A 22,748-nucleotide genomic window follows, 5' to 3' on the forward strand; every position below is an offset into this window, starting at 1 on the left:
ATGGCCCACACGCACTGGTCAGCAGTGGGATACAACCGACTCAGGGTGAGACAGAGTGAACACAGAGGGCGGGCTCCCGAACCGGGGGTCCGCCCTCTGACCTGCTAGTTCTCTGACCTGGCGGTGGGTGTGGGATTTGAACCCACGGTGACATCGCTGCCACGACGGTTTTCAAGACCGTTCCCTTAGGCCGCTCGGGCAACCCACCCACGCCCCGCCCACCAGCGACGGAGCGGGTACAGCCTACCGGGTGTCTGATCCAGAGGCGGCGCAGTGCCGGGGAGAGGAGCCGGGTGGGGCAGGGGCTCGGTGTGAGGGAGGTGGCGGGGCGTGCCCGGCCGGGTGTCCCGTGGGGGGAGCGGGCTTTCGGTGTTCCGCCGGGTGGTCAGGGGTAGTACCGCGACGCCTTTTCCAGGACGCGAGTCGTGAACATTCCGCCCCATACGACTCCGCCCCGGTACATCGTGGCGCGGCCGGCCCCCGGGGCCGGGGTGTGGACCACGACGGGGCGGCCTATCACGGTCGTTCCGAGGATTCGGGCGTCCGCGGCGGCCCACTGCGTCGCCGACGGCTGGACGTTGCCGCTGATCAGAGTGGGCAGGACCATCAGTGCGTTGCGGGCGCCGGGCAGGCCGCCGCGGAGGTCGCCGGCGTACTCCGTCGCCCATCCGGTGAAGTTGGCCAGCAACGCGTCGTCGACCTGGGGGACGGCGGCGGCGAGGACGAACAGCTGAACCTTGGTGCCGAACCACCGTGCCTTGCGGTCCGATCGGCTGCCGATGACCGCTTGGTGCTCGTCCCAGGGGGTCGCGGTCACCTTGCATCCGTCGGCGGCGAGCCGCTCGCGGAGTGCCTCCAGGTAGGCGGTGGCCGGCTCGGCCGACGGCGTCCCGTCGGTTCTCTGTTGAGTCATGCGCCGATCCTCCATCACCGTCGCAGCAGGAGGAAGTGCGGGGGCAACACATCGGTGGCAGCGGCGTGTTGAGCGGACCGGAGGGGCGCGGGTGTATTGACGGGCGCTCAGGGGCGCGGGCAGCATTGATGGAACGTGTACGTTCCTGTTGCTTACTGTGCGGGAATGTCCTCGTGGAGAACGGTGTGCGTGCTTCCGACCCCCCACCTGCGGAGCTGCCGACGATGAACGTCCGAATGCTCAGACTCCACGCCAAGGCCGTAGCCACGCTGCTCGCCGGCTGCCTCATCGCGATGTTCTCGCCCGCCACCGCCACCGCCACCGCCATCAGCACCGCCACCGCCGTCCCGGTGCCGGATTCCCCGGTCGCCGAAGCCGGCAATCCGTTCGTCGACGGCTGGTACGCCGACCCCGACATCACCATGTACGACGGCACCTACTGGGTGTACCCGACCACGTCCAAGACGTACGCGGAGCAGACGTATCTCGACGCCTTCTCCTCGACCGACATGGTCAACTGGACGAAGCACGAGAAGGTGCTGACGACAGAGGATGTCGAGTGGGCCGAGTACGCGGTGTGGGCGCCCGCGCCGGTCGAGCGGAACGGGAAGTACTACCTGTTCTTCGCCGCCAACGACATCCAGAACGACTCCAGCCTCGGCGGTATCGGTGTCGCCGTGGCGGACAGGCCCGAGGGGCCCTACTCGGATGCCCTGGGCCACCCGCTCATCGGACAGTTCCACAACGGCGCCCAGCCCATCGACCAGGACGTCTTCATCGACGACGACGGTCAGGCGTACATGTACTACGGCGGCTGGGGACACGCGAACGTCGTCAAGCTCAACGACGACATGACGAGCCTCGGTACGTTCGCCGACGGCAGTACGTACAAGGAGATCACGCCCGTCGCCGACTACGTCGAGGGCTCGCAGATGTTCAAGCGCGACGGCATGTACTACCTGATGTGGTCCGAGGGAGGGTGGACCGGTCCGGACTACTCGGTCTCGTACGCCATGTCCGACTCACCGACCGGCCCCTTCGAGAAGATCGAGGAGGTGCTGGCCCAGGACCCCGCGGTCGCGAAGGGCTCCGGGCACAACTCCGTCGTCAACGTGCCCGGCACGGACATCTGGTACATCGTCTACCACCGCAGGCCGCTCAGTGAGAGCGCGGGCAACAACCGCCAACTCGCCCACGACCCGATGCACTTCAGGGCGGACGGGACGATCGAACCCGTCACGATGCGGGTCAGGGACAACTTCGCCGACGGCAACTCCCTCGGCTGGAAGACCTACGGCGGGTCGTGGTCGGCCGGTGACGGAAGCTACCGGGCCGAGAGTTCGCCGGGCGGCAGAGCGCTGCTCGACACGGACTTCGCCGACTTCACGTACGCCGCCGACGTCACGGTCCCCACGGGCAGCAGCGGCCTTCTCGGAGCGAGCGGCGGCGACGGGGGCCTGCTCTTCCGCGCCGCGCGGCCGGCCGTCGGTGTCGACAGCTACGCCGGCTACTACGCGGGCATCGGCCCGACCGGCAAGGTCGTGCTGGGCCGCGCGGACGACGGCGCCTGGACGCCATTGGAATCCGCCCAACTGCCCCTCCCCACAAGGCCGGACCACCATCTGCGGATCTCGGCCGTCGGCTCCACCATCAAGGTGTACGTCGACGACATGGCCACGCCGGCGATCTCGGTGACCGACGACACGTACCGCAGCGGCGCCAACGGAGTACGGGTCTTCAACACCGCCGCGGCCTTCGACAACGTCTCCGTCGACAAGGCCGGCTGAGCCGGGCCGAGCCGACCGGAAGCTCCGCCACGACCCGCCCCGCCCGTAGCACCGGTCGGGTGTCTCCGGCCGCGCCCCCGGGCGGGGCTTCCACGGCGGCGGGCGGACCCGGGTCATGATCGCCGTTGGCCGGCGTCCGGGCCTCGGGTCGGCGTGAACGAGCCGGTCAAGGAGCTGGTCATGCACATCCTGCTGGTCGCGAGTGCCTTCAACAGTCTGACCCAGCGCGTCTTCGCCGAACTCGGGGACCGCGGACACCGCGTCGGTCTCGAACTGGCCCTGGGTGACGAGCCGTTGCGCGAAGCCGTACGCCGCACCGCCCCGGACCTGATCATCGCCCCCATGCTCAGGACCGCGATCCCGCCCGACATCTGGTCCGCCCACGTCTGCCTGATCGTCCATCCGGGTCCGGTCGGCGACCGTGGACCGTCCTCCCTGGACTGGGCGATCCACCTGGGCGCCACCGAGTGGGGGGTGACGGTCCTGCAAGCGTCGGGAGAGATGGACGGCGGGGCGGTGTGGGCCACGGCCCGCTGTCCGGTGCCGGCGGACATCGGGAAGAGCGACCTCTACCGCAACGAGGTCTCCGACGCCGCTCTGGAGGCGGTGCTGCTCGCGGTGGGGCGTTTCGCCTCCGGGACATACGTTCCGCGGCCGCAGGAGAGCACCGGTCCGGGCGCGGAGGTCCGCGTCCGGCCGTACTTCGAGCAGAGTCTGCGGCGCGTGGACTGGGCGTCGGACCCGACCGAGACCGTCGTACGCAAACTGCGCGGGGCCGATTCGCAGCCCGGTGTCCTGGACGAACTCCTCGAAGAGGAGTGGTATCTGCACGGCGGCCACGCCGAGGACACCCTGCGGGGGCGCCCCGGAGAGCTGCTCGCCACCCGGTCCGGAGCGGTCTGCCGCGCGACGGTGGACGGTGCGGTGTGGATCCCGGAGCTGCGTCCCCGGCGCCGGGCCGGTGGCCCGGCCACCTTCAAACTGCCGGCTGTTCTCGCCCTCGGTGACCGGCTGCCGCCTGCGCTGCCCGAGATCGCCGCGCCCTGGGAGCACTCCCCCGAGTACTCCTTGGGAGCGTCGCGGGAGTCGCCCGGAGGGCGGTCCGCCACCCACCGGACATGGCGGGACATCCGCTACCGCGAGAACGGTCAGGTCGGATTCCTGTCGTTCACCTTCCCCGGTGGCGCGATGAGTACGGAGCAGTGCCGGCGCCTCCTCACGGCGTACCGCTTCGCCTGTGCACGGCCGACCACGGTGCTGGTGCTCGGCGGCGGCCGTGACTTCTTCTCCAACGGGATCCATCTGAACGTCATCGAGGCCGCCGACGCCCCCGCGCGGGAGTCCTGGGAGAACATCAACGCCATGGACGACCTCGTGGAGGCCGTTCTGACCACCACGGACCGGCTGGTCGTGAGCGCGCTCGGCGGCAACGCGGCAGCGGGCGGCGCCATGCTGGCCCTGGCGGCCGACCAGGTCTGGTGCAGGAGCGGAGCCGTACTCAACCCGCATTACCGGCTGATGGGGCTGTACGGGTCGGAGTACTGGACGTACACGCTGCCTCGTCGGGTGGGGGCCGAGGAGGCCGAGCGCCTGACGCGGCGGGCCCTGCCGGTGACGGCGGCCCGCGCGCGCGAGATCGGGCTCGTCGACGTCGTCGTCGACAGCACGCCCGAGGACTTCGGGTCCGTGGTCGCGCGCCATGCCGCCCGTCTCGGGTCGGCGCCGGGTACACAGCGGCGCGTCAGTGAGAAGAAGGCGGCCCGTGAACGGGACGAGGCCGTCGCGCCGCTGAGTGAGTACCGGGAGCGTGAACTGGCCCGGATGCGGGCCACGTTCTTCGACCCCGGCGCGCCGTACCACGCCCTGCGGGCCGCCTTCGTACGGAAGGTGAAGCCGTCGTCGACGCCGGAACATCTGCGAGCCGGGGCGTCACCCGTCGTCCGGGACGCGCGCACCGGCGGTGCGGCGCTCGGCACGACGAGCGCAGCACCCGGCGCCGCACCGGACGCCGCGGCCGACGGTCAGCCCTTGACCGGCCACTCCAGCGGTTCGTTGTAGAAGCCCTGCGTCAGCTCCACGGCCGCCGCCTTCTCGCCCTTGGTGATCAGGAAGGTCGTGCAGATCTCCGCCGACTGCCCCTCGCTCAGCTCCTTGTCGGTGTCCGGCGCGGGGCAGTCCGGCCAGGTGGCGCTTCCCATGAGGACGAGGAGGGCCTTGGTGCGGTCGTCCTGGTCCGTACGGACCACCAGAGCGCCGTCCATGTCGCCGACCGGCATGGGTTTGCCGCTCTTGTGGGTGAGGGTGGTCCACACGTACACGGGGACCTTGGGGCCCGGCAGTTCGGCCAGGTCCAGGCCGGACTTGGCCATGTCGGCCTCGGTACCCGTCAGCACCTTCGTGGGTGCGACCGTGAACGTGCTGTCCTTCGTCGCCTGCATGGTGCTCTCCTGGGGAGGACTGGCCTCACCCAGGCGGTACGTCAGCCGGCCAGTGCCAGGGCCAGCGCGAGGGCGCCGAGTGCCGCTGGAACGGCGCGAGTCCACGTGCGCATGTCTTCTGTGCTCCCCGTTGGTGCGTTGTCGCTCGCTGTGCGGCCGGGGGCGCCAAGTCCCCACGGTCAGAGCGTCGTTCGTATGACGATCTTGCCGGAGTGGAATCGTCAGCTCGGCGAGCGGTGGGGCGTCGGCTACAGCGGGCGCTCGAAGCACAGGGAGTTGCCCGACTCCGCGTAAGGACCGAAGGGCGGGATCGGTTCGTAGCCGGAGCGGGTGTAGAAGCGGACCGCGTCGGCCTGGGCATCTCCCGTCTCCAGACACAGACTTGACCAGCCCTGGTCCCGCGCCCACTCCTCCAGCGCGAGCAGGACGCGCTGCGCGACGCCCGAGCCACGGGACGCCGGCGCGACGTACATCCGCTTGATCTCACCGATTCCCGCGCCGAGGGCACGCAGCCCTCCACAGCCCACCGCGGACCCGTCGTCCTCGTACGCCACGAAGAAGGCGGCTGTGTCGGCCTGGGACGGGGGTATGCCGGGTTCGCTGTCCGGTGTGCCGTACCGCTCGGCGATCTCGGCCCGCTGCCGTGCGCGCAGGGCGACCGCGTCCGTGTTGTCCCACCCGACCTGTTCGATCTTCATGTGGGTGGATTCTGCTGAACGCTCGTTTCGAGCGGGTAAAACGGGCTCCGGAAGCCGATCATCAGGTGCCGGTGGCGGTGCCTGTGGCGGTGCCTGTGGGCGGTGCCGTACGGCCACGGGTGGCCGTGGGTGGCCGCGCGGGGAATTCGTGGCTCCCGTGCTGTCGATCGCGGGCGGTCCCCTTCGCCGTATCAGTGAGGCCGCCGACCGGCGCGGCACGGAGTTACGGGCGCAAGGACGCCGTACGAGCGAAGGAAAACGCGCATGCGAAAACTGACGGTGACCACATTCGTCTCCCTGGACGGGGTCATGCAGGGGCCCGGCGGCGCCGGCGAGGACCGGGACGGCGGGTTCGAGCACGGCGGCTGGTGCGTACCGCACTTCGGGGCCGATCTCATCGAGCGGATGACCGCCGTGGTCCGCCGCGCCGACGCGCTGCTCCTCGGGCGCAGGACGTACGACATCTCGCCGCCACCTGGCCGCTCGCCGAGGCCGACGACCCGATCGGGTCGAAGATGAACAGCGTGCGGAAGTACGTCGCGTCGCGGACGGCGGACACCGTGTCGTGGCAGAACTCGACGCTGCTGACGGGCGATGTCGCGGAAGCGGTCCGCGCGCTCAAGCAGGACAGCGGCGACGGCGACGGCGACGGCGTGGACAGCGGCGAGATCCAGGTGCACGGCAGCGGTGATCTGATCCAGACGCTGATCGAGCACGACCTCGTGGACGAGTTCCACGTGCTGGTCCTCCCGGTGCTCGTCGGCTCCGGCAAGCGGCTCTTCGGGGCGGGCACCGTCCCGGCGGGGCTGAAGCTGCTCGAACACCGCGAGTTCCGACAGCGGTGTCGTCATCAGCACGTACGCGCGGGCGGGCGAGGTCGGGTACGGGGCCATGGGCCCGGAGACCGGCAACTGGTGAGCGGCTGAAGAGGCGGAAAGCGGGCGGAGGATGCCGCGTTCGTCTGGGGGCGGGCCTTCGCGCTCCCGTACAACCGCGCGAACGCGACTTCCTCGCCGCGCCCGCCACGCGGACCGCCTCTGCGTCGAAGGGACCGCCTCTGCGTCAACACGACGACGGGGCGCCGTAGATCGGCGCCCCGTCTCCCGCCCCACCTGTGACGGCCTCTCGCGGTGTCCTTCGCGATGTCCGTCAAGTCCCTTACTGCGAATCGCCCTTGCGCTCACCCAGGGTGACCTCGACCTGCGACTCCTTGCCGTCGCGCGTGTACGTGATCTTGATCTTGTCGCCCGGCCTGTGCGTCCAGATCTCGCTGATCAGCGTCGGGCCGCTGTCGATCGGCACGTCGTTGAACTTCGTGATCACATCACCCGACTTCAGCCCCGCCTTCGCGGCCGGCCCGTCCGGCGTCACCGCCGGGGTGCCGCCCCCGCCGTCGCCCGAGATCGTCGCGCCGTCGCCGCCCTCCGCCATGGAGACCGTGGCGCCGATGACCGGGTAGACGGGCTGGCCGGTCTTGATGAGCTGCTCGGCGACGTTCTTCGCCTGGTTGATCGGGATGGCGAAGCCGAGGCCGATCGAACCCGACTGGCCGCCGCCTCCGCCACCGCCACCGCCCGAGGGCTGGATCGCCGAGTTCATGCCGATGACCGCGCCCCGCGCGTCCAGGAGCGGACCGCCGGAGTTGCCGGGGTTGATGGAGGCGTCCGTCTGGAGGGCGCTCATGTACGAGTTCTTGTCGCTCGACCCGTCGCCGGAGGCCACCGGGCGGTTCTTGGCGCTGATGATGCCCGTTGTGACGGTGTTGGAGAGCCCGAACGGCGCGCCGATCGCGATCGTCGAGTCGCCGACCGCCACCTTGTCGGAATTGCCCAGGGCCAGCGGCTCCAGCCCGGACGGCGGGTCCTTCAGCTTCAGCACGGCGACGTCGTAACCCTCGGCGCGGCCCACGACCTCGGCCCCGTACTCCTTGCCGTTGGAGAAGGTCGCCGTCAGGTCTCCGCCGTCGGCGGCCGACGCCACCACGTGGTTGTTCGTGAGGATGTGGCCCTGCTTGTCGTAGACGAAGCCCGTGCCCGTGCCGCCGTCGCCACCCTGGGCCTGCGCCGTGATGGTCACGACGCTCGGCAGCGCCTTGCCGGCCACCGCCGCCGTGCTGCCCGCCTCGCGCTTGAGCGCGGGGGCGTCGGCCGCCGAGACCGTGGTCGATCCGCCGCCGACGCTGTCGTCGTTGCGGTCCGCCGCCCAGTAACCGATCCCGCCGCCGACCACACCGGCGACCAGCGCCGCCGCGAGGACCGCCGCGATCAGACCGCCGGGGCGCTTGCGGGACGGCTTCGGGCCGGACGCGGGCGGCTCGCCCCAGCCGCCGCCACCGCCTCCGTAGGAAGGCTGGGCCGGCGGGGGCGGGGGCGGCCATCCCGCGTCGGGGGCCGATCCTGTCGATCCCGTCGAGCCGGGGTAGTACGCCGGTACGGCTCCGGGCAGCGGCGTCGCGGGCTCGGAGCCCTGACCGGGTCCGGACGGGGGCACCGACGGCGGCTGGGCCGGCGGCGACCCCTGCGCGGTCCCGCCGAAACCGCCCGCCCCACCGGGCTCACTGGACCGGCCGGGCTGGTCTGGGTACCGCTGGTCCTGGGGCAACCCCCCCGAGGCGGACGCGGGTGTGCCATCGGGAGCGGCAACCGGCACGGGAGGTACGGACGGGGCGGACGGGACCGCAGTGCCCTCGTTCTCGGTGCTCACAGTCTTTTACTCCTCGGTTCCACATCAGTCTTCGGCAAGAGTTCCGCTGTTTTCCGCCGCGTTCGGCTGTCCGCGCATGCCTCTTCGACATGTACACGTCTCTCGTATGTCTCTGCCCTCAGCTTTTCCCACAGCACGTCAGGCCACGGTAAGCAGGACCTGTGTGTCACCCCGCCATCCTTTATTACGGGGCAAACGGGACGCATCCGCAGGACGACCGCGGAGGGGTACCGCCCCACGCTTACCCCGTCTCGGTGACACCATGGCGGGGTGACTCACGCACGGCAGCCCAGCATCCAGGTCGTCGCCCACCGAGGAGCCTCCGAGGACGCCCCCGAACACACTCTGGCCGCCTACAAGAAGGCCATCGAGGACGGCGCCGACGCACTGGAATGCGATGTACGGCTCACCGCCGACGGGCACCTGGTGTGCGTACACGACCGACGTGTGAACCGCACCTCCAACGGACGCGGCGCCGTCTCCGCCCTGGAGCTCGCCGATCTGGCCACCCTCGACTTCGGTTCGTGGAGGGAGACCATGGAGAACTCGGGCAGCGAGGAGAGCCCCGACTGGAAGGACCGCTCCCTCACCTCCGTACTGACGCTGGAGCGCCTGCTGGAACTGGTCGCCGACACCGACCGGCGCATCGAGCTGGCCATCGAGACCAAACACCCCACCCGCTGGGCCGGACAGGTGGAGGAGCGGTTGCTCCACCTGCTGGCGCGCTTCGGACTCGACGGCCCGGCGCCCGACGAGTCACCGGTGCGCATCATGAGCTTCTCCGCCAGGTCGCTGCATCGCATCGCCGACGCCGCGCCGCAACTGCCCACCGTCTATCTGATGCAGTTCGTCTCGCCCAGGCTGCGTGACGGGCGGCTGCCGGCGGGGGCCAGGATCGCCGGGCCCGGCATCCGCATCGTGCGCAACCAGCCGGGCTATGTGGAGCGGCTGCACAGAGCGGGGCACCGTGTCCATGTCTGGACGGTGAACGAGCCGGAAGACGTCGAACTCTGCGCGAGCCTCGGAGTGGAGGCAATCATCACCAACCGCCCCAAACAGGTGCTGTCCCAGCTGGGACGCCTTGCCTGACTTATCGGGGATTCGGACACACAGGGTGTGACTGGGAGTGCACCGGCGCGTTCGGTAAGTGTTCGACCTTGTTGAGTGCGTCACTGACCCTCCCTTGGCCGGTTTCCGGTCCAGGCCATCGGGGCATTCACACCGTGGCGTGGGGCAAAGGAGGTCTCGGGGGTGGCGTTTGTGGTGGCACAAGAAGTGCCCACGTCGTCGAGCATGGCCGTTCCCCATGGCCCTGCGGGCGTGGGACAGGCAAGGCATCGGATGCGTGAGCAGTTGCGCGACCGAGGCGTTTCGGACGCGGTCGTCGACGATGCCGTACTGATCCTCTCCGAACTGCTCAGCAATGCCTGCCGACACGGCAGACCGCTGGGCCGGGCGGAGATCGGCGACGGCGACGTGCGCGCCGCCTGGCAGGTCGACCCGGCGGGCCGGCTGACCGTCGAGGTGACGGACGGCGGCGGCCCGACACGACCGGTTCCGGCCACGCCCTCGGTCACGGCGCGCGGCGGTCGCGGTCTCAACATCATCACCTCGCTCGCCCAGGACTGGGGCGTACGGGACGGCGCGTCCGGCGAGGTCACGGTATGGGTCCTCGTAACCGAAGGGCACCGCCGCGAGGATTTCGCTACGCGCGTCAACGTCCCGGAACTGGACTTCAACGACACCTACGACGACCTCGGCTGAAGCATTCCCGATCACGGCCGACGTACCACCCGGCGCGCATCGGGCCCGTACACGCACTCCCACCGGCCCTGCCCCGATGGGGCGTTGCGCCCACGACCGCGGGCGGTACGGCTAGGCTCGCGCCCGAGACCGCACTGCCGCTATCGGGAGAAGCCCACCATGGCCAAGAAGCGCCCCCAGACCAAGGCCGCGAAGGCTCAGTCCGCGAAAGCTCAGCTCACGGACGGGCCGATTCCGGTCGTGGGGGCCCGCGAGCCCTGCCCGTGCGGCTCGGGCCGCCGCTACAAGGCCTGTCATGGACGCGCCGCCGCACACGCCGTCACCGAGCTGGTCCAGCGCCCCTTCGACGGGCTGGTTGGCGAGTGCGACTGGATCGCACTGCGCGAGCTGGTGCCCGCCGCGACCGCCGAGCTGACCCTCAAGGGCGGCCTGCCGGAGGGCGTACCGTCCGTGACGCTCGCGACCGTACTGCCGATGGCGTGGCCCGCGCTGCGCCGCGACGACGGCTCCGTCCTGCTCGCGCTCCAGAACGACACCTCGTCCGGCGACCTCAGCCGCGACCTCGCCGACACGCTCCGGCGTGCGCTGACCGCCGAGCCCGGCAATCCGGTCGCGGCCCAGCGTGTCCCGGCCGACGGTCCGCGCCTTCAGGACCTGCTCGACCCGGAGGCCGACTTCGCGCCGGTCGTGCACCCCGGCTTCGAGTTCTGGGTGCCGGACGCCGAGAACGCGACCCCCGAGGTGGCCGCCTCGCTGGAGCGCGCCAACGCCGCCGCGATCCCGACGGTGAAGCTCTCCGGTACGGACGCCGCGTACTGGTGCGAGACGCCGGACAAGAACCATCTGCGCTGGGTCATGCCGCACCCGGAGGAGAAGCTGCTCGACGCGCTCGCGCGGCTGCACGCCGCCGGTACGTCGAGCCTCGGCGAGGGGACGCGGCTGGTCGGCTCCTTCCGGGCGCACGGGCTGACGGTGCCGGTCTGGGACCTGCCGAGCGCGATGCGCGCCGAGGACTGCGAGAAGCCGGCGGCGGAGCTCCAGGAGCGGCTGACCGCGGCCCTGGCGGTGGACGCGTCACTGACCGGGGACGAGCGCCGGGCGCGCGGCGGTCTCACCAACCGCCAGGTGACCCTCAGCTGAAGCTCAAGGAATTCGTCGCCCACGGTGACAGTCGTCACAACTGCCCGTACCGGCAAGTAATTTCTTGTCCGAATACACCAGATCGAATTTGCTAACCGCCGATCTCTTGTTACCGTTCTAGAAGCCCGGTCGCTGGTGCATCCCCCGTCGCCAGCGACCGGGCGTCCGCGTTCCCCGGGACTGTTCCTGCAATTTCCGGAGTGGAGACTGCAGAGTTGTCGGCCGCTCACGACGGCTCCCGCCGACGCTCGCGCCAGGCACCCGGATCGCTCAACCAGCGGACGGAGCAGCCGAGTTGCTGCCGGACCTGAGGAGGAGCGGCCCGGTCCCGTCGGCGCTTCCCGCGAACTCCGCCACCGCCCAGTACCGCGCGGGCTTTCCCGCTGTGCGTTCACGCGGAGTTTCACAAGAACCCGGCTCATCGCCGTCTTCGACCGCGCAGTGGGACTGCACGGTCCGCCCGCCGGGGCCCATCAGACTGAGCACGGAACTCAATTCCCCGCCCGACACGTTCCGGTAGTACGTACGGCCCCAGGTGTCCCCGTTCCCGGTGAGTACACAGGTCTGGGCCTCGATCCCGTCACGCGACGTGAGCGCCGGTCCGCAGCACTCGACAGCCGCCACGTCGCCGTTCTTCGCCGCCAGGAGCCCGGCGGGGAGCACCGCCGGGGGCGCTGCGCGCCGGAGAGCGGGCCGGTGCGGGGCATCGGACCCGGATCGGACGGCGGGACCGCCCGCGGGGCCCGCGGACGCGGCCGGTGGCAGCAGGGCGGTGACCGCCACCAGGGTGGCGAGCCCGATCACGCGAAGATTCATGGGGCCCACCTGCCGGGGAGGTCTTGACGGTCGGCCGAAGATACCGGCGGAATCGGGCTCCCCGGAGCGCCGCGCGCCCATTCCCCCACAACTCGGGCCACGTCACACCCGTACGAGTGATGGCGCGCACGGAAGCCGGGTCGCACCCATGGGTGCGACCCGGTTTCCGGTCAGTACGCGAAGCTCCGTAAGAGGCTCAGTACGCGAGCCTGCTGCCACCGTCCGGTGCGCTCGTGCTCGCCTCGACCAGCGCGTCCACGACCGCCTCGACGTCCGGCAGCCACGGCGACGCCGAACCGGGCAGCGGCGCCCGCTCCCAGCGGACCTGACCGCCGACCGCCTCGGACGGCGGGAGCACCAGATAGCCGCCCTCGCCGTGGAAGCGGAGCGAGCTGGGCACCCAGTCCTTGGCGAAGAGCAGCTCGCCGAGCCGCTCCAGGGTGTACGGGGCGACCAGCAGCGACCAGCGAGTGGGGGTCGCCACGACCGGGCCGAGGCGCATACCCATCTCGTCGAGTGCGACCAGCGCACGCTCCCCGGCGGCCGCGGGCAGAGACACCGCGCAGGGCGCGGCGCCTCCCGTGGCCATCACGATCGGGGCCGTGGGCCGGTTGGCCCACCACCAGCGCACCATGCGCTCGTCGGTCGTCGCGGCCAGCAGGCCGGGATCGAAGGGGTGCGCGCCGGGTACGGCGCACTCGGGGTCCGGGCAGGCGCAGCCGCGGCCACGATCGCCCCGGCCGCCGGACGTCTTCAGGCCGGCTCCGGGAAGTACGGGCCACTGCCACGCCGTGGCGCACGTGAGCGCCGCTTCGAGTGGGGCAGGCATCCCCTTGCGCCTGAACAGGAGCCTGCGTCGCCTTCCGAGGATCTCGCGCATGAGCGCTCGTTCCTTTCCGTTGAACGCCGAGGTCCACATGCCACACCGGTCAATCTGTGTGCATGGCTTCACTGTGCGTATCGCTGTGCGTACAGTCGACGCGTGTCGTCGACGCTCCGCCGCCCCCGTGGACAGGGCACAGTCGGACTTTGCCAACCTGCGGCTGGGCTCACCGCTCCTGGGCCGAACGCGGTCTGTCTTCACTAACCCGTGGCGATGGGTGGCGCACTCTACGGCTGTCGTCGCGCTGTGACAGCCCCGCCGTTCCGGGATGGCGCGCGGGCTACGGCGGGTAAGACGCCGAAGCCGTCCGTCAGGTTCCGGGGCAGTCCCAACTGCCCCTGTCCGTCACCGTTCACGTACCCATCACGTGCTGGATGACGCTCCTCCTCGATGTCGCCTGCGCTTCACCGGGGAGGCCCCTGTCGAGTTCCCTCAGTCGATCGCAGAATACAGCGTTGGGAGCATTTTCTCGCCAAGTTGAACGTAGCGCAGACACCAGTGCTTCCACCGGGACAATGCTGGACATCGCCTCAGTTGTGCGTGTACATGTGGACGCATTGCTAGTGGCGCAGAATCACGCGGTGGTTTGCGATGCTATTGCGCGAAACGCACCAGTCAGAAAGCCGGTTGCCATGAGCGCTCCGCACATGCCGAAAGTGGCTGGAATCGATTCAGCAGTTCCGGCTCCCGCGCACACTGTCGCTCCACTCGACGAGTCCCCCGGCGCCCCCGTGATCCTGATCCAGGACCGGCTGGCCGGCTGGGTCTCCGACCTGACCACCCTGCACGAACTCACCGAACGCATGGTCAGGACCGGTTCGGTGGACGCGGCGCTCAACGAGGTCGTACGGGCGGGCGCCGCCCTCGTCGGCTCCTCGCGCGGTCTGGTCGTCCTCGAACCGGCAGCCCGAGCGGACGAGCACGTTCCCGGCACCTCCGTAGGGCTCGGTCTCAGCCACGCGGACCTCGGCCAGTTGGAGACCGTACCGCGCGGCGCGTCCTCCTACGGACGGCTGCTCGACGACACCGCTGAGCCCGCCACGGCGGCCGAGTCCGTCGGCGACGTGCTCGGCGACCCGGACCTCGACCCGCTGCACCGCGAAGTCGCCCTGCGGCTCGGCTACAGCGCCACGTACGCGGTCTCCCTCGCGACCGACACCACGGGCCGGATCGGCGCCGCGGTCTGGTTTTACGACGAACCCGCCGAACCGGTCGAAAGACAGCGCCATCTGGTGGGTCTCTACGCGAGGTACGCCGCCGAGCATCTCGCGCGCCTCCTGGAGCTGGAGACCGCCCGCGCCCGCGAGGCCACGATCGCCGACGAACTGCTGCCCAGCCGGCTCCCCCGGGTGCCCGGCGTGCGGCTCGCCGTACGGCACCGCACGAGCAGGCGCGGCGGCGGCGACTGGTACGACGCGCTGCCGCTGCCCGAGGGCGCGCTGGGGCTGGCCGTCGGGTCGGTCAGCGGCTCCGGGCCGAGCGCGCTGGCGGCCATGGGACGGCTGCGCGCCTCCCTGCGGGCGTACGCGGTGATGGAGGGCGAGGACCCCGTCGCCGTCCTGTCCGACCTCGAACTGCTGCTGCGGCTGACCGAACCGGCACGCACCGCCACCGCGCTCTTCGTCTACGCCGAACCCGCGCTGCGCAAGATCGTGCTCGCCGGGGCCGGGCACGCGCCGCCGCTGGTCGTGGGGGAGCGGCGCACCGAATTCGTCGAGACGACCCTGTCGGCGCCGCTCGGGATGCTGTCCTGCTGGGAGGCGCCGAGCGTCGAGCTGTCACCCGCGCCAGGAGAAACCGTGCTGCTCTACACGGACGGCCTGCTGCGGCGCACCGGCGACCCGATGGACCGGGCCTTCGCGCGGCTGCACGCGGCGGCCGCGAGCGTCCCCAGGAGCCTGAGGGACGATCCGGGGGCCGTCGCCGACCACGTGCTGCGCGTGATGCTGCCGGACGGACCGGACGGAGCCGGCCCCGGCGCCCGCTCCGCGGGAGACGCGGCCGGGAGCGCGGAGGACGTCGTGATCCTCGCCGCCCTCTTCGAGTAGCTGGCGCTCTCTCCGAGCGAAACGGACGGAACCCCTCCAGCGGTGGTACATCCGCCGGTCACCTTGTCCACAGGCCCCCTGGCCTGTCCCCCGTACAGACATACGATGGTGCCGGGACCCGAAAGGTCCAGTGTCGTACAGGAGGAGGCAGACCGTGGCCGAGGAGCTCATCCCGGAAACGCCGGAGACCCCGGAGACCCTGGGAAATCCGGACACAGTTCTCGATGACGCCGACGAGGCGTCGGCCGAGAAGCCCGTCAAACAGCGCAAGAACGGCCTCTACATGAGCGTGTCCGACGAGCTGGCCGAGAACATGAAGTCGGGCTGGGCCGACACCGAGCTCCGTGATCTGGAGCCCGTCGCACAGGCGCCGTTCGCGGCGGCCCGCCGTGCCGCGCTGTCCGCGCGATTCCCGGGCGACCGCCTGGTGATCCCGGCGGGCGGCCTGAAGACCCGGTCCAACGACACGGAGTACAGCTTCCGCGCCTCCACGGAGTACGCCTATCTCACCGGCGACCAGACGGAGGACGGCGTCCTCGTGCTGGAGCCGGAGTCCGGCGGCGAGGGCCACCGGGCGACGATCTATCTCACTCCCCGCTCCAACAGGGAGAACGGCGAATTCTGGCTCGACGGCCGCCAGGGCGAGCTGTGGGTCGGCCGCCGGCACTCACTCGCCGAGGCCGAGCAGCTGCTCGGCCTGCCCGCGAAGGACGTACGGGAGCTGGCCGGGGCGCTGCGCGAGGCGACGGGCCCGGTGCGCGCCGTCCGCGGGCACGACGCGTCGATCGAGGCCGCGCTGGCCGACAAGGTCACGGCGGAGCGCGACGACGAACTGCGCGTCTATCTGTCCGAGGCCCGCGCCGTGAAGGACGAATTCGAGATCGGCGAGCTCCAGAAGGCCGTCGACGCGACCGTGCGCGGCTTCGAGGACGTCGTACGGATCCTCGACAGGGCCGAGGCGACGAGCGAGCGCTACATCGAGGGGACGTTCTTCCTGCGTGCCCGCGTGGAGGGCAACGACATCGGCTACGGCTCGATCTGCGCCGCCGGCCCGCACGCGACCACCCTGCACTGGGTGCGCAACGACGGGGACGTGCGCCCCGGCGATCTGCTGCTCCTCGACGCGGGCGTGGAGACCCACACCCTCTACACGGCGGACGTCACGCGCACCCTGCCGATCAACGGCCGGTTCGACGCGCTCCAGCGCAAGATCTACGACGCGGTGTACGAGTCGCAGGAGGCCGGTATCGCCGCGGTGAAGCCGGGCGCGAAGTACCGGGACTTCCACGACGCGTCGCAGCGGGTGCTCGCCGAGCGGCTCGTGGAGTGGGGCCTGCTCGACGGACCGGTCGAGCGGGTCCTGGAGCTCGGTCTCCAGCGCCGCTGGACGCTGCACGGCACCGGGCACATGCTCGGTCTGGACGTCCACGACTGCGCGGCGGCGCGTACGGAGGCGTACGTGGACGGGACGCTGGAGCCCGGTATGTGTCTCACCGTGGAGCCGGGGCTGTACTTCCAGGCGGACGACCTCACGGTGCCGCAGGAGTACCGGGGCATCGGCGTCCGGATCGAGGACGACATCCTCGTCACGGAGGACGGCAACCGGAACCTGTCGGCGGGGCTGCCGCGTACGTCCGACGACGTGGAAGCGTGGATGGCGGCCACCAAGCAGGGCTGAGCCCGGAGGTCTCCGAGCCGGCCCGGTCGTGCGAGAGGCACGGCCGGGCCGCAGGGTGCGGCGTTCGGACTCCGGTGCGGTGTCAGACTCCGGCGGTCGTGCCGCCCAGTGCCACCAGCGGGGTCTCCTCGCGCCACTTCAGTATCTTGTCGAAGCTGATCACCGCGCCCCGCCCCGGCCGGTTCCGGCAGTGGACGTGGTCGGCCAGCTGTTCGATCAGTGAGAGCCCCCGCCCGTCCTCGGCGGTGAAGGGGGCGAGGGCGGTGGCCCGCCGCAGGGTCCGGCGGGCGGGGAATCCGGGCCCGGAGTCGGCCACCTCGATACGGCACTTCTCGCCGTCCAGATAGGCCGTCACCCGGTACGCCTCCGACGACCGCCCGGGGTCGTCGGAAGGACAGCCGTCTCCACCGTGTTCGACGGCGTTGGCACATGCCTCACTCAGTGCGACGGACAGATCGAAGGAAATGTCGGGGTCGACGCCCGCGGTCTCCATCGTGCCGATCAGGAGACGGCGCGCCAGCGGGACGCTCGCGGCTTCACGCCGCAAATGGAGGGACCACCAGATGCTCATGCTCCAGCCTCCTGGCCACAGCTCGACATACCGATACGTATTGCCCCTGTAGGCGTGTCGTAAGCGCTTCGACTGCGTGAAACAACCCATTCGGCGGAAGCGGATGGCCGGTCCGCCGCTGTAAGGGACAGAGGGTGATCTTCCGGACCTGCCGTACGAAGCCGTCGGCCGCAGTGCGATGATGAGCCGGCCATGCCTGATCGTGTCGCACACGCCGGAGCCAGTCTGCGGCTCCTGAGGGCCGCGGTGTTCACCGCGGTCTGTGTCGTGCTGTCCGCGACAGGACATGTGATCGCGGCCTGTCAGGCCGTCCCCTGGTGGACGCTCGTCGTCGGATTCGCCGGTGTCCTCGCCGTGGCCGCGCCGCTCGCGGGCCGCGCCCGTTCGCTGCCCGCCATCGCGCTCGCCCTGACCGGTGGACAGCTCGCGCTGCACGCCTTGTTCGGGATGAGCCAGCACCACCTGACGATGCGCCCCGGCGCCGACGACGTACTGGTCCGCATGGCGGCGAAGCTGATCTGCGGGGCCGGTCCGGCGTCGCTGAGCCCCGGGGACGCGCACCGCATCGTGACCGACGCCGGGATCGACCCCGCCACGGTCTCCGGGGCCTCCGGCGGGCTCGCGCAGGGCGGTCACCTGCACGGTACGGCCGACGCGGCCCTTGGCGCCGCCGGACCGCTGCCCGAGCTGCCGACCCTGCCCATGTTCCTCGCGCATCTGCTGGCCGCCCTCGCGACCGGCTGGCTCATGCGCCGCGGTGACCTCGCGCTCGCCCGGCTCGCCACGCTCTCGGCCCAGGGGCTCGGCGACGGCATCGGCGAAGCCGTGGCGGACAACGCGCGGCTGCGGGCGCTGCGGGCCGCCCTCCGTCTCGTACGGGCCCTGCGCTGGGGCCTGCCGGTCGCGTCCGCCCCCGGGCTCCACGGACAGCCGGCCCCGCGTCCCGACGCCCCGCCGTCGGACACGGACAGGACGCTCCAGCATTCGGTGATCAGGCGCGGCCCGCCGGCCGTATTCACTCTCGCCGCCTGACGCGACGACACGCTCCGTACGAAGACGCGGTGCGGTGGCGTCGCGATGCCGTCGCGTATCCGCGCGCGGTCCACCGTCCTCCCCACACCGTGGAGTGTCTCCTGTCATGAACGCCTCTCGTGCGAACACCTCTCGTCGCGGCGTCCCGCAGCCGTCCACCGCCGGTCGTAACCGCACTGCGCGCCGCGCGGCAGTCGTCGGCGGTGTCGCCGCGTCCGCCGTCGTACTGCTGGCCGGTCCCGCGCTCGCGCATGTCGGCGTGCAGCCGGTCGGCGAAGCCGCCAAGGGCGGGTACGCGACGGTCAACTTCAAGGTGCCGAACGAGCGTGACGACGCCTCGACCGTCAAGCTCGAGGTGAACTTCCCGACCGAGCACCCGCTGGCTTCGGTGTCGCCGCAGGCCGTGCCCGGCTGGAAGATCGCCGTCACCAAGAGCAAGCTCGACAAGCCGATCGAGATGCACGGCAAGCAGATCACCGAGGCCGTCTCGAAGGTCACCTGGACCGCCACGGGCGACAGCAAGGTCGCGCCGGGCTACTTCCAGCAGTTCCCGCTCTCCATCGGCCAGCTGCCCGAGGACGCGGACCAGTTGGTGTTCAAGACCCTCCAGACGTACGACAACAAGGAAGTCGTGCGCTGGATCGACGCGCCGACGGAGGGCGCCGAGCCCGAGAGCCCGGCACCCGTACTGGCACTAACCGCCGCCGCCGAGGACGGCCACGGCGCGGCGGCCGGTGCCGAGGACGACGACGCCAAGGGCGGCGCCGACCACGCCTCGGACGAGAACGACGGCGAGGACGGGGCCACCAAGAACGCCGCCTCGTCCGACAGCAGCGACGGCACCGCGCGCGCCCTCGGCATCGTCGGCATCGTCGTCGGCGCCGCCGGTGTGGCCTTCGGCGTCCTGGCCGGGCGCCGCCGTACCTCCTCCACCGGCACTCCGGCCACCCCCGCCAGCTGACCGCCGGGCGCGGGCCCGCCGCAGGGCCCGCGCCCGTCACCCGTACTCCACCAATGGGATCTCTCTCCATGCGCAAGAAGACCGTGCTCACCGCCGCCGCACTCACGGCGGTGGCGGCACTCACCCTGTCCGCCTGCGGAAGCGGCGGCGACGACGCCGCGTCGAAGCCCGTGGCCGACGTCTCCGCACAGCCGAAGACCGAAGCGGCGACCGTGCTCGACAAGCCCTTCGAGAAGCCGGACCTCGTCCTCAAGGACACCGAGGGCAAGACGTACGACTTCCGCGAGGAGACCAAGGGCAAGCCGACGCTGATCTACTTCGGCTACACGCACTGCCCCGACGTCTGCCCGCTGACGATGAGCAACATCGCCATCGCCAGGAAGGCGCTGCCCAAGGCCGACCAGGACAAGCTCCAGGTCGTGTTCATCACCACCGACCCCGAGCGGGACACCTCCGCCGAGCTCGCCAAGTGGCTCCCGAGCGCGGGCGATCCGTCGTTCGTCGGCCTCACCGGCGACTTCCCGACCATCCAGGCCGGCGCGCGTCAGGTCGGCATCGGCATCGAGCCCGCGACCAAGGAGAAGGACGGCAGCGTCGTCTCCATGCACGGGGCCCAGGTCATCGCCTTCTCACCCAAGACGGACGGCGGTTACGTCCTGTACGGCGAGGACACGACGGCCGACGACTACACGAAGGATCTGCCGAAGCTCGTCAAGGGCGAGACCCCGTGAGGAGGCGCGGCGGCCGTCCCTCCGTGGGGGCGGTGCTGGTGTCGCTGGCATCGGCGGTGGCACTGGTCGGCTGCTCGTCGGCGGACGCCTCCGAGGACCGGCCTCAGTTGGAGGTCACCGGGGCCTTCATGCCGCAGCCCGTCGGCGACATGGCGTCCGGCTTCCTCACCGTCACCAACAGCGGCGGCGCGGCGGACAAGCTCACGTCCGTCACCAGCGACGTCTCGGACGACATCACGATCCACGAGACCAAGGACCAGAGGATGCGGCAGGTGAAGTCCTTCGACATCCCGGCCGAGGGCGAGCTGACCCTGGACCGAGGCGGCAACCATCTGATGTTCATGGGCCTGAAGAAGAAGCTCGTCCAAGGCCAACGGATCTCCGTGGAACTGCACTTCGAGAAGACCGACCCGATCGAGGTCGACCTTCCAGTGAAGGAGACCACCTACAACCCCACGCGGCACTGAGGGACTGACCCACCATGACGGCCACCGCCCCCCGCATACGTCAGCTGCCGCTCGTACGGCTGCTGTTCGTCATCGCCGTACTCGTCTGCGGCCTCTTCGGCACCCTCTCCGGGACGGCGTCGGCGCACGCCGCGCTGACCGGGAGCGATCCGAAGGACGGGGCGGTGGTCGATGTCGCCCCCAAGGACGTCACGCTCACCTTCTCCGAACAGATCGCCATGGGCGACAACTCGATCCGGGTCCTCGACCCCACCAGCAAGCGCGTCGACGTCGCGAAGATGCGTGATCTGAGCGGGGGCGGCACGGTGCGCTACGCCGTCGACCTGAAGCCCGGACTGCCGGACGGCACGTACACCGTCGCCTGGCAGGCGGTCTCCGCCGACAGCCACCCCGTGTCCGGCGCGTTCACCTTCTCCGTCGGGGCGCCTTCAAAGACCACGGCCACCGTGCCCGACCAGGAAGCCGGCGGCGGGCTGGTCGGCACCCTCTACGACACGGTGCGCTACCTGTCGTACGCCGGATTCGTCCTGCTCGTCGGCGGGACCGCCTTCATCCTCGCGTGCTGGCAGCGCGGCGCCTCCGTAAGGCCGTTGCAACGGCTCGTCGTCGGCGGCTGGGTCACCCTGACCGCGGCGACGCTCGTCCTCCTACTACTGCGCACTCCGTACACCGGGTCCGGCAAGCTGGGCGACGCGTTCGACCTCGGCGGGCTCGCGGACGTACTGGACACCAAGACGGGGGCCGCGCTCGTCTCACGGCTGCTGCTGCTCAGCGCGGCGGCGCTCTTCATAGCGGTACTGTTCGGCGCGTACGCGAAGCGCGTGACGGAGACGGAATCCGGGACGGAGGCCGAAGCGGAATCGGGGACCGGAGCGGAATCCGGTACGGATGACGGGGAGGGCTCGGGCGGCGCGGGCTCCGAGGCGGAGAAGGCGAAGGCCGACCTCACGTTCGGACTGGGCCTCGGCGGCACGGTCGTCGCCGCCGGTATCGCCGGGACGTGGGCGTTGTCCGAGCACGCGTCGACCGGGATCCAGACCGGTCTCGCCATGCCGCTCGACGTCCTGCACCTGCTGGCCGTGGCGGCCTGGCTCGGCGGCCTCGTGTCGCTGCTGACCGTGCTCCACCGGATGCCGGACATCGAACGTGCCGCCGTGCGGCGCTTCTCCCGGATCGCCTTCACCAGCGTCGTCGTGCTGGCCGTGACCGGGCTCTACCAGGCGTGGCGACAGGTCGGCTCCTGGTCCGCGCTCACCGACACGTCGTACGGCCGGCTCCTGCTGGTCAAGGTCGCGCTGATCGCCGTACTGCTCTGCGCGGCCTGGTTCTCACGGCGCTGGACGGGGCTGCTCGGCGAGCGGACGACGGCCGGGACGCAGGCCGGGGAGGAATCGGAAGCGGAAGCCGAAGCGGAATCGGAAGCCGGGGGTGAGGCGGTTGACGGGGCCGGGGAGACGTCCGATCCCGCGCGCGCCGCTCAACTCGCCCGCCAGCGGACCGCGTTGGCCACGGCGCGAAAGAAGCGCGACCGCGACGCCGACACCGAGCGCTCCGGACTGCGCCGCTCCGTCCTCATAGAGGCGTGCGTCGCCCTGGTGGTGCTCGCCGTCACGACCGCGCTGACGGGCACCGAGCCGGGACGTACGCAGGAGAAGGAGGCCGGCCGGCCGGGCACCGAGGCCGCCGCTCCCGCGCCCGCCCGCCCCGTCAGCCTCACCGAGCCCTTCGACACCGGCGGCGCGAACGGCAAGGGCACTGTGCGGCTCACCCTCGACCCCGCCCGCTCGGGCGACAACCTCATGCACGTCTGGATCGACGACCCGGCCGGCAAGCCGATGGACGTGCCCGAGGTAAAGGTCGCGTACACCCTGAAGTCCGAGCAGATCGGCCCGCTCCCCGTCGTGCCCGCGCGCCTCGCACCGGGACGCTGGAGCGCGAGCAGCGTACAGATCCCGATGCCCGGCGACTGGCATCTGCAGGTGACGGTGCGGACCTCGGACATCGACCAGACGACCATCGAGAAGAACGTGAAGATCGGCTGACCGCGTGAGCGACACCCGTACGACCAGCGAAACCGACACCGGCGGACCCGACTCCGGTTCCACCGGTGCGGGCAAC

21 protein-coding genes and 1 tRNA gene are annotated in these 22,748 nt (G+C 70.8%); 14 read left to right on the top strand and 8 right to left on the bottom strand.

What is annotated here, in order from left to right:
- Positions 1-118: 118 nt before the first annotated feature.
- Positions 119-208, bottom strand: a tRNA-Ser gene (locus SSPS47_RS16295).
- Between the two features lie 177 nt (positions 209-385).
- Positions 386-913 (bottom strand): hypothetical protein, encoded by a 528-nt coding sequence (locus SSPS47_RS16300; RefSeq protein ID WP_164251741.1) that lies wholly within the window; start codon positions 911-913, stop codon positions 386-388.
- Positions 914-1,149: 236 nt separating this feature from the next.
- Between SSPS47_RS16300 and SSPS47_RS16305 the strand changes: the two genes are divergently transcribed.
- Together SSPS47_RS16305 and SSPS47_RS16310 are read left to right on the top strand one after the other, a co-directional pair.
- Positions 1,150-2,700: a family 43 glycosylhydrolase gene (locus tag SSPS47_RS16305; protein WP_164251742.1), complete on the top strand. Its 1,551-nt coding sequence runs from the start codon at positions 1,150-1,152 to the stop codon at positions 2,698-2,700.
- A 180-nt stretch (positions 2,701-2,880) separates the two neighbouring features.
- Positions 2,881-4,758, top strand: a complete 1,878-nt coding sequence (locus SSPS47_RS16310; protein ID WP_164254612.1) for a hydrogenase maturation protein — start codon at positions 2,881-2,883, stop codon at positions 4,756-4,758.
- Here the strand turns inward: SSPS47_RS16310 and SSPS47_RS16315 are convergent.
- The gene (locus SSPS47_RS16315; protein ID WP_239064932.1) at positions 4,722-5,138 is read right to left on the bottom strand and encodes a hypothetical protein; all 417 of its coding nucleotides are present in this window, start codon (positions 5,136-5,138) and stop codon (positions 4,722-4,724) included. The two genes, SSPS47_RS16310 and SSPS47_RS16315, sit on opposite strands and share 37 nt — an antisense overlap.
- A 248-nt stretch (positions 5,139-5,386) precedes the next feature.
- Positions 5,387-5,836, bottom strand: coding sequence for a GNAT family N-acetyltransferase (locus SSPS47_RS16320; RefSeq protein WP_164251743.1), 450 nt, complete (start codon positions 5,834-5,836; stop codon positions 5,387-5,389).
- 264 nt (positions 5,837-6,100) lie between these two features.
- On the opposite strand from SSPS47_RS16320, the gene SSPS47_RS36240 reads away from it, so the two are divergent.
- A complete protein-coding gene (locus SSPS47_RS36240) occupies positions 6,101-6,355 on the top strand; it encodes a hypothetical protein (RefSeq protein ID WP_343234887.1) in 255 nt (84 codons plus the stop codon).
- A 5-nt stretch (positions 6,356-6,360) separates the two neighbouring features.
- Positions 6,361-6,762, top strand: coding sequence for a dihydrofolate reductase family protein (locus SSPS47_RS36245; protein ID WP_343234888.1), 402 nt, complete (start codon positions 6,361-6,363; stop codon positions 6,760-6,762).
- 232 nt (positions 6,763-6,994) lie between these two features.
- Here the strand turns inward: SSPS47_RS36245 and SSPS47_RS16330 are convergent, their stop codons facing one another.
- Complete coding sequence (locus SSPS47_RS16330) at positions 6,995-8,539, bottom strand: trypsin-like peptidase domain-containing protein (RefSeq protein WP_164251744.1); 1,545 nt, start codon at positions 8,537-8,539, stop codon at positions 6,995-6,997.
- A 270-nt stretch (positions 8,540-8,809) separates the two neighbouring features.
- Between SSPS47_RS16330 and SSPS47_RS16335 the strand changes: the two genes are divergently transcribed.
- From SSPS47_RS16335 to SSPS47_RS16345, 3 genes are all read left to right on the top strand, one after another.
- A complete protein-coding gene (locus SSPS47_RS16335) occupies positions 8,810-9,628 on the top strand; it encodes a glycerophosphodiester phosphodiesterase (protein WP_164251745.1) in 819 nt (272 codons plus the stop codon).
- Positions 9,629-9,745: 117 nt separating this feature from the next.
- Positions 9,746-10,303: an ATP-binding protein gene (locus SSPS47_RS16340; RefSeq protein WP_164254613.1), complete on the top strand. Its 558-nt coding sequence runs from the start codon at positions 9,746-9,748 to the stop codon at positions 10,301-10,303.
- Between the two features lie 159 nt (positions 10,304-10,462).
- Positions 10,463-11,443, top strand: coding sequence for a DUF5926 family protein (locus SSPS47_RS16345; RefSeq protein ID WP_164251746.1), 981 nt, complete (start codon positions 10,463-10,465; stop codon positions 11,441-11,443).
- 270 nt (positions 11,444-11,713) lie between these two features.
- On the opposite strand, the gene SSPS47_RS16350 is transcribed toward SSPS47_RS16345, so the two are convergent.
- Positions 11,714-12,259 (bottom strand): hypothetical protein, encoded by a 546-nt coding sequence (locus SSPS47_RS16350; RefSeq protein WP_164251747.1) that lies wholly within the window; start codon positions 12,257-12,259, stop codon positions 11,714-11,716.
- Positions 12,260-12,455: 196 nt separating this feature from the next.
- Entirely contained in the window at positions 12,456-13,139 is a 684-nt protein-coding gene (locus SSPS47_RS16355) for a bifunctional DNA primase/polymerase (protein WP_147873086.1), read from the bottom strand.
- A 518-nt stretch (positions 13,140-13,657) separates the two neighbouring features.
- On the opposite strand from SSPS47_RS16355, the gene SSPS47_RS16360 reads away from it, so the two are divergent.
- Positions 13,658-15,190 carry a PP2C family protein-serine/threonine phosphatase gene (locus SSPS47_RS16360; RefSeq protein ID WP_203557858.1) on the top strand — a complete coding sequence of 511 codons (1,533 nt, stop codon included), beginning with the start codon at positions 13,658-13,660 and terminating at the stop codon, positions 15,188-15,190.
- A 154-nt stretch (positions 15,191-15,344) separates the two neighbouring features.
- Positions 15,345-16,868, top strand: a complete 1,524-nt coding sequence (locus SSPS47_RS16365) for an aminopeptidase P family protein (protein ID WP_164251749.1) — start codon at positions 15,345-15,347, stop codon at positions 16,866-16,868.
- An 82-nt stretch (positions 16,869-16,950) separates the two neighbouring features.
- Here SSPS47_RS16365 and SSPS47_RS16370 read toward each other — a convergent pair whose 3' ends face one another.
- Positions 16,951-17,439, bottom strand: coding sequence for an ATP-binding protein (locus SSPS47_RS16370; RefSeq protein ID WP_164251750.1), 489 nt, complete (start codon positions 17,437-17,439; stop codon positions 16,951-16,953).
- A gap of 192 nt (positions 17,440-17,631) precedes the next feature.
- Between SSPS47_RS16370 and SSPS47_RS16375 the strand changes: the two genes are divergently transcribed.
- From SSPS47_RS16375 to SSPS47_RS16395, 5 genes are all read left to right on the top strand, one after another.
- Entirely contained in the window at positions 17,632-18,471 is an 840-nt protein-coding gene (locus SSPS47_RS16375; protein ID WP_164251751.1) for a hypothetical protein, read from the top strand.
- Between the two features lie 106 nt (positions 18,472-18,577).
- Positions 18,578-19,432 (top strand): YcnI family protein, encoded by an 855-nt coding sequence (locus SSPS47_RS16380; protein ID WP_164251752.1) that lies wholly within the window; start codon positions 18,578-18,580, stop codon positions 19,430-19,432.
- A gap of 68 nt (positions 19,433-19,500) precedes the next feature.
- Entirely contained in the window at positions 19,501-20,163 is a 663-nt protein-coding gene (locus SSPS47_RS16385; protein WP_147873122.1) for an SCO family protein, read from the top strand.
- Positions 20,160-20,630, top strand: coding sequence for a copper chaperone PCu(A)C (locus SSPS47_RS16390; protein ID WP_164251753.1), 471 nt, complete (start codon positions 20,160-20,162; stop codon positions 20,628-20,630). The genes SSPS47_RS16385 and SSPS47_RS16390 overlap by 4 nt, the downstream gene beginning before the upstream one ends.
- 14 nt (positions 20,631-20,644) lie before the next feature.
- Entirely contained in the window at positions 20,645-22,672 is a 2,028-nt protein-coding gene (locus SSPS47_RS16395) for a copper resistance protein CopC (protein ID WP_164251754.1), read from the top strand.
- Positions 22,673-22,748 lie beyond the last annotated feature (76 nt).

It is taken from the genome of Streptomyces sp. S4.7 (assembly GCF_010384365.1).
Lineage (GTDB): Bacteria > Actinomycetota > Actinomycetes > Streptomycetales > Streptomycetaceae > Streptomyces.

Bases quoted from the DNA above. Each gene is read 5' to 3' on its own strand.
- SSPS47_RS16300 (WP_164251741.1), bottom strand. From the start codon at position 913: ATGACTCAACAGAGAACCGACGGGACGCCGTCGGCCGAGCCGGCCACC.
- SSPS47_RS16305 (WP_164251742.1), top strand. From the start codon at position 1,150: ATGCTCAGACTCCACGCCAAGGCCGTAGCCACGCTGCTCGCCGGCTGC.
- SSPS47_RS16310 (WP_164254612.1), top strand. From the start codon at position 2,881: ATGCACATCCTGCTGGTCGCGAGTGCCTTCAACAGTCTGACCCAGCGC.
- SSPS47_RS16315 (WP_239064932.1), bottom strand. From the start codon at position 5,138: ATGCAGGCGACGAAGGACAGCACGTTCACGGTCGCACCCACGAAGGTG.
- SSPS47_RS16320 (WP_164251743.1), bottom strand. From the start codon at position 5,836: ATGAAGATCGAACAGGTCGGGTGGGACAACACGGACGCGGTCGCCCTG.
- SSPS47_RS36240 (WP_343234887.1), top strand. From the start codon at position 6,101: ATGCGAAAACTGACGGTGACCACATTCGTCTCCCTGGACGGGGTCATG.
- SSPS47_RS16345 (WP_164251746.1), top strand. From the start codon at position 10,463: ATGGCCAAGAAGCGCCCCCAGACCAAGGCCGCGAAGGCTCAGTCCGCG.
- SSPS47_RS16350 (WP_164251747.1), bottom strand. From the start codon at position 12,259: ATGAATCTTCGCGTGATCGGGCTCGCCACCCTGGTGGCGGTCACCGCC.
- SSPS47_RS16355 (WP_147873086.1), bottom strand. From the start codon at position 13,139: ATGCGCGAGATCCTCGGAAGGCGACGCAGGCTCCTGTTCAGGCGCAAG.
- SSPS47_RS16360 (WP_203557858.1), top strand. From the start codon at position 13,658: ATGCTGGACATCGCCTCAGTTGTGCGTGTACATGTGGACGCATTGCTA.
- SSPS47_RS16370 (WP_164251750.1), bottom strand. From the start codon at position 17,439: ATGAGCATCTGGTGGTCCCTCCATTTGCGGCGTGAAGCCGCGAGCGTC.
- SSPS47_RS16375 (WP_164251751.1), top strand. From the start codon at position 17,632: ATGCCTGATCGTGTCGCACACGCCGGAGCCAGTCTGCGGCTCCTGAGG.
- SSPS47_RS16380 (WP_164251752.1), top strand. From the start codon at position 18,578: ATGAACGCCTCTCGTGCGAACACCTCTCGTCGCGGCGTCCCGCAGCCG.
- SSPS47_RS16385 (WP_147873122.1), top strand. From the start codon at position 19,501: ATGCGCAAGAAGACCGTGCTCACCGCCGCCGCACTCACGGCGGTGGCG.
- SSPS47_RS16395 (WP_164251754.1), top strand. From the start codon at position 20,645: ATGACGGCCACCGCCCCCCGCATACGTCAGCTGCCGCTCGTACGGCTG.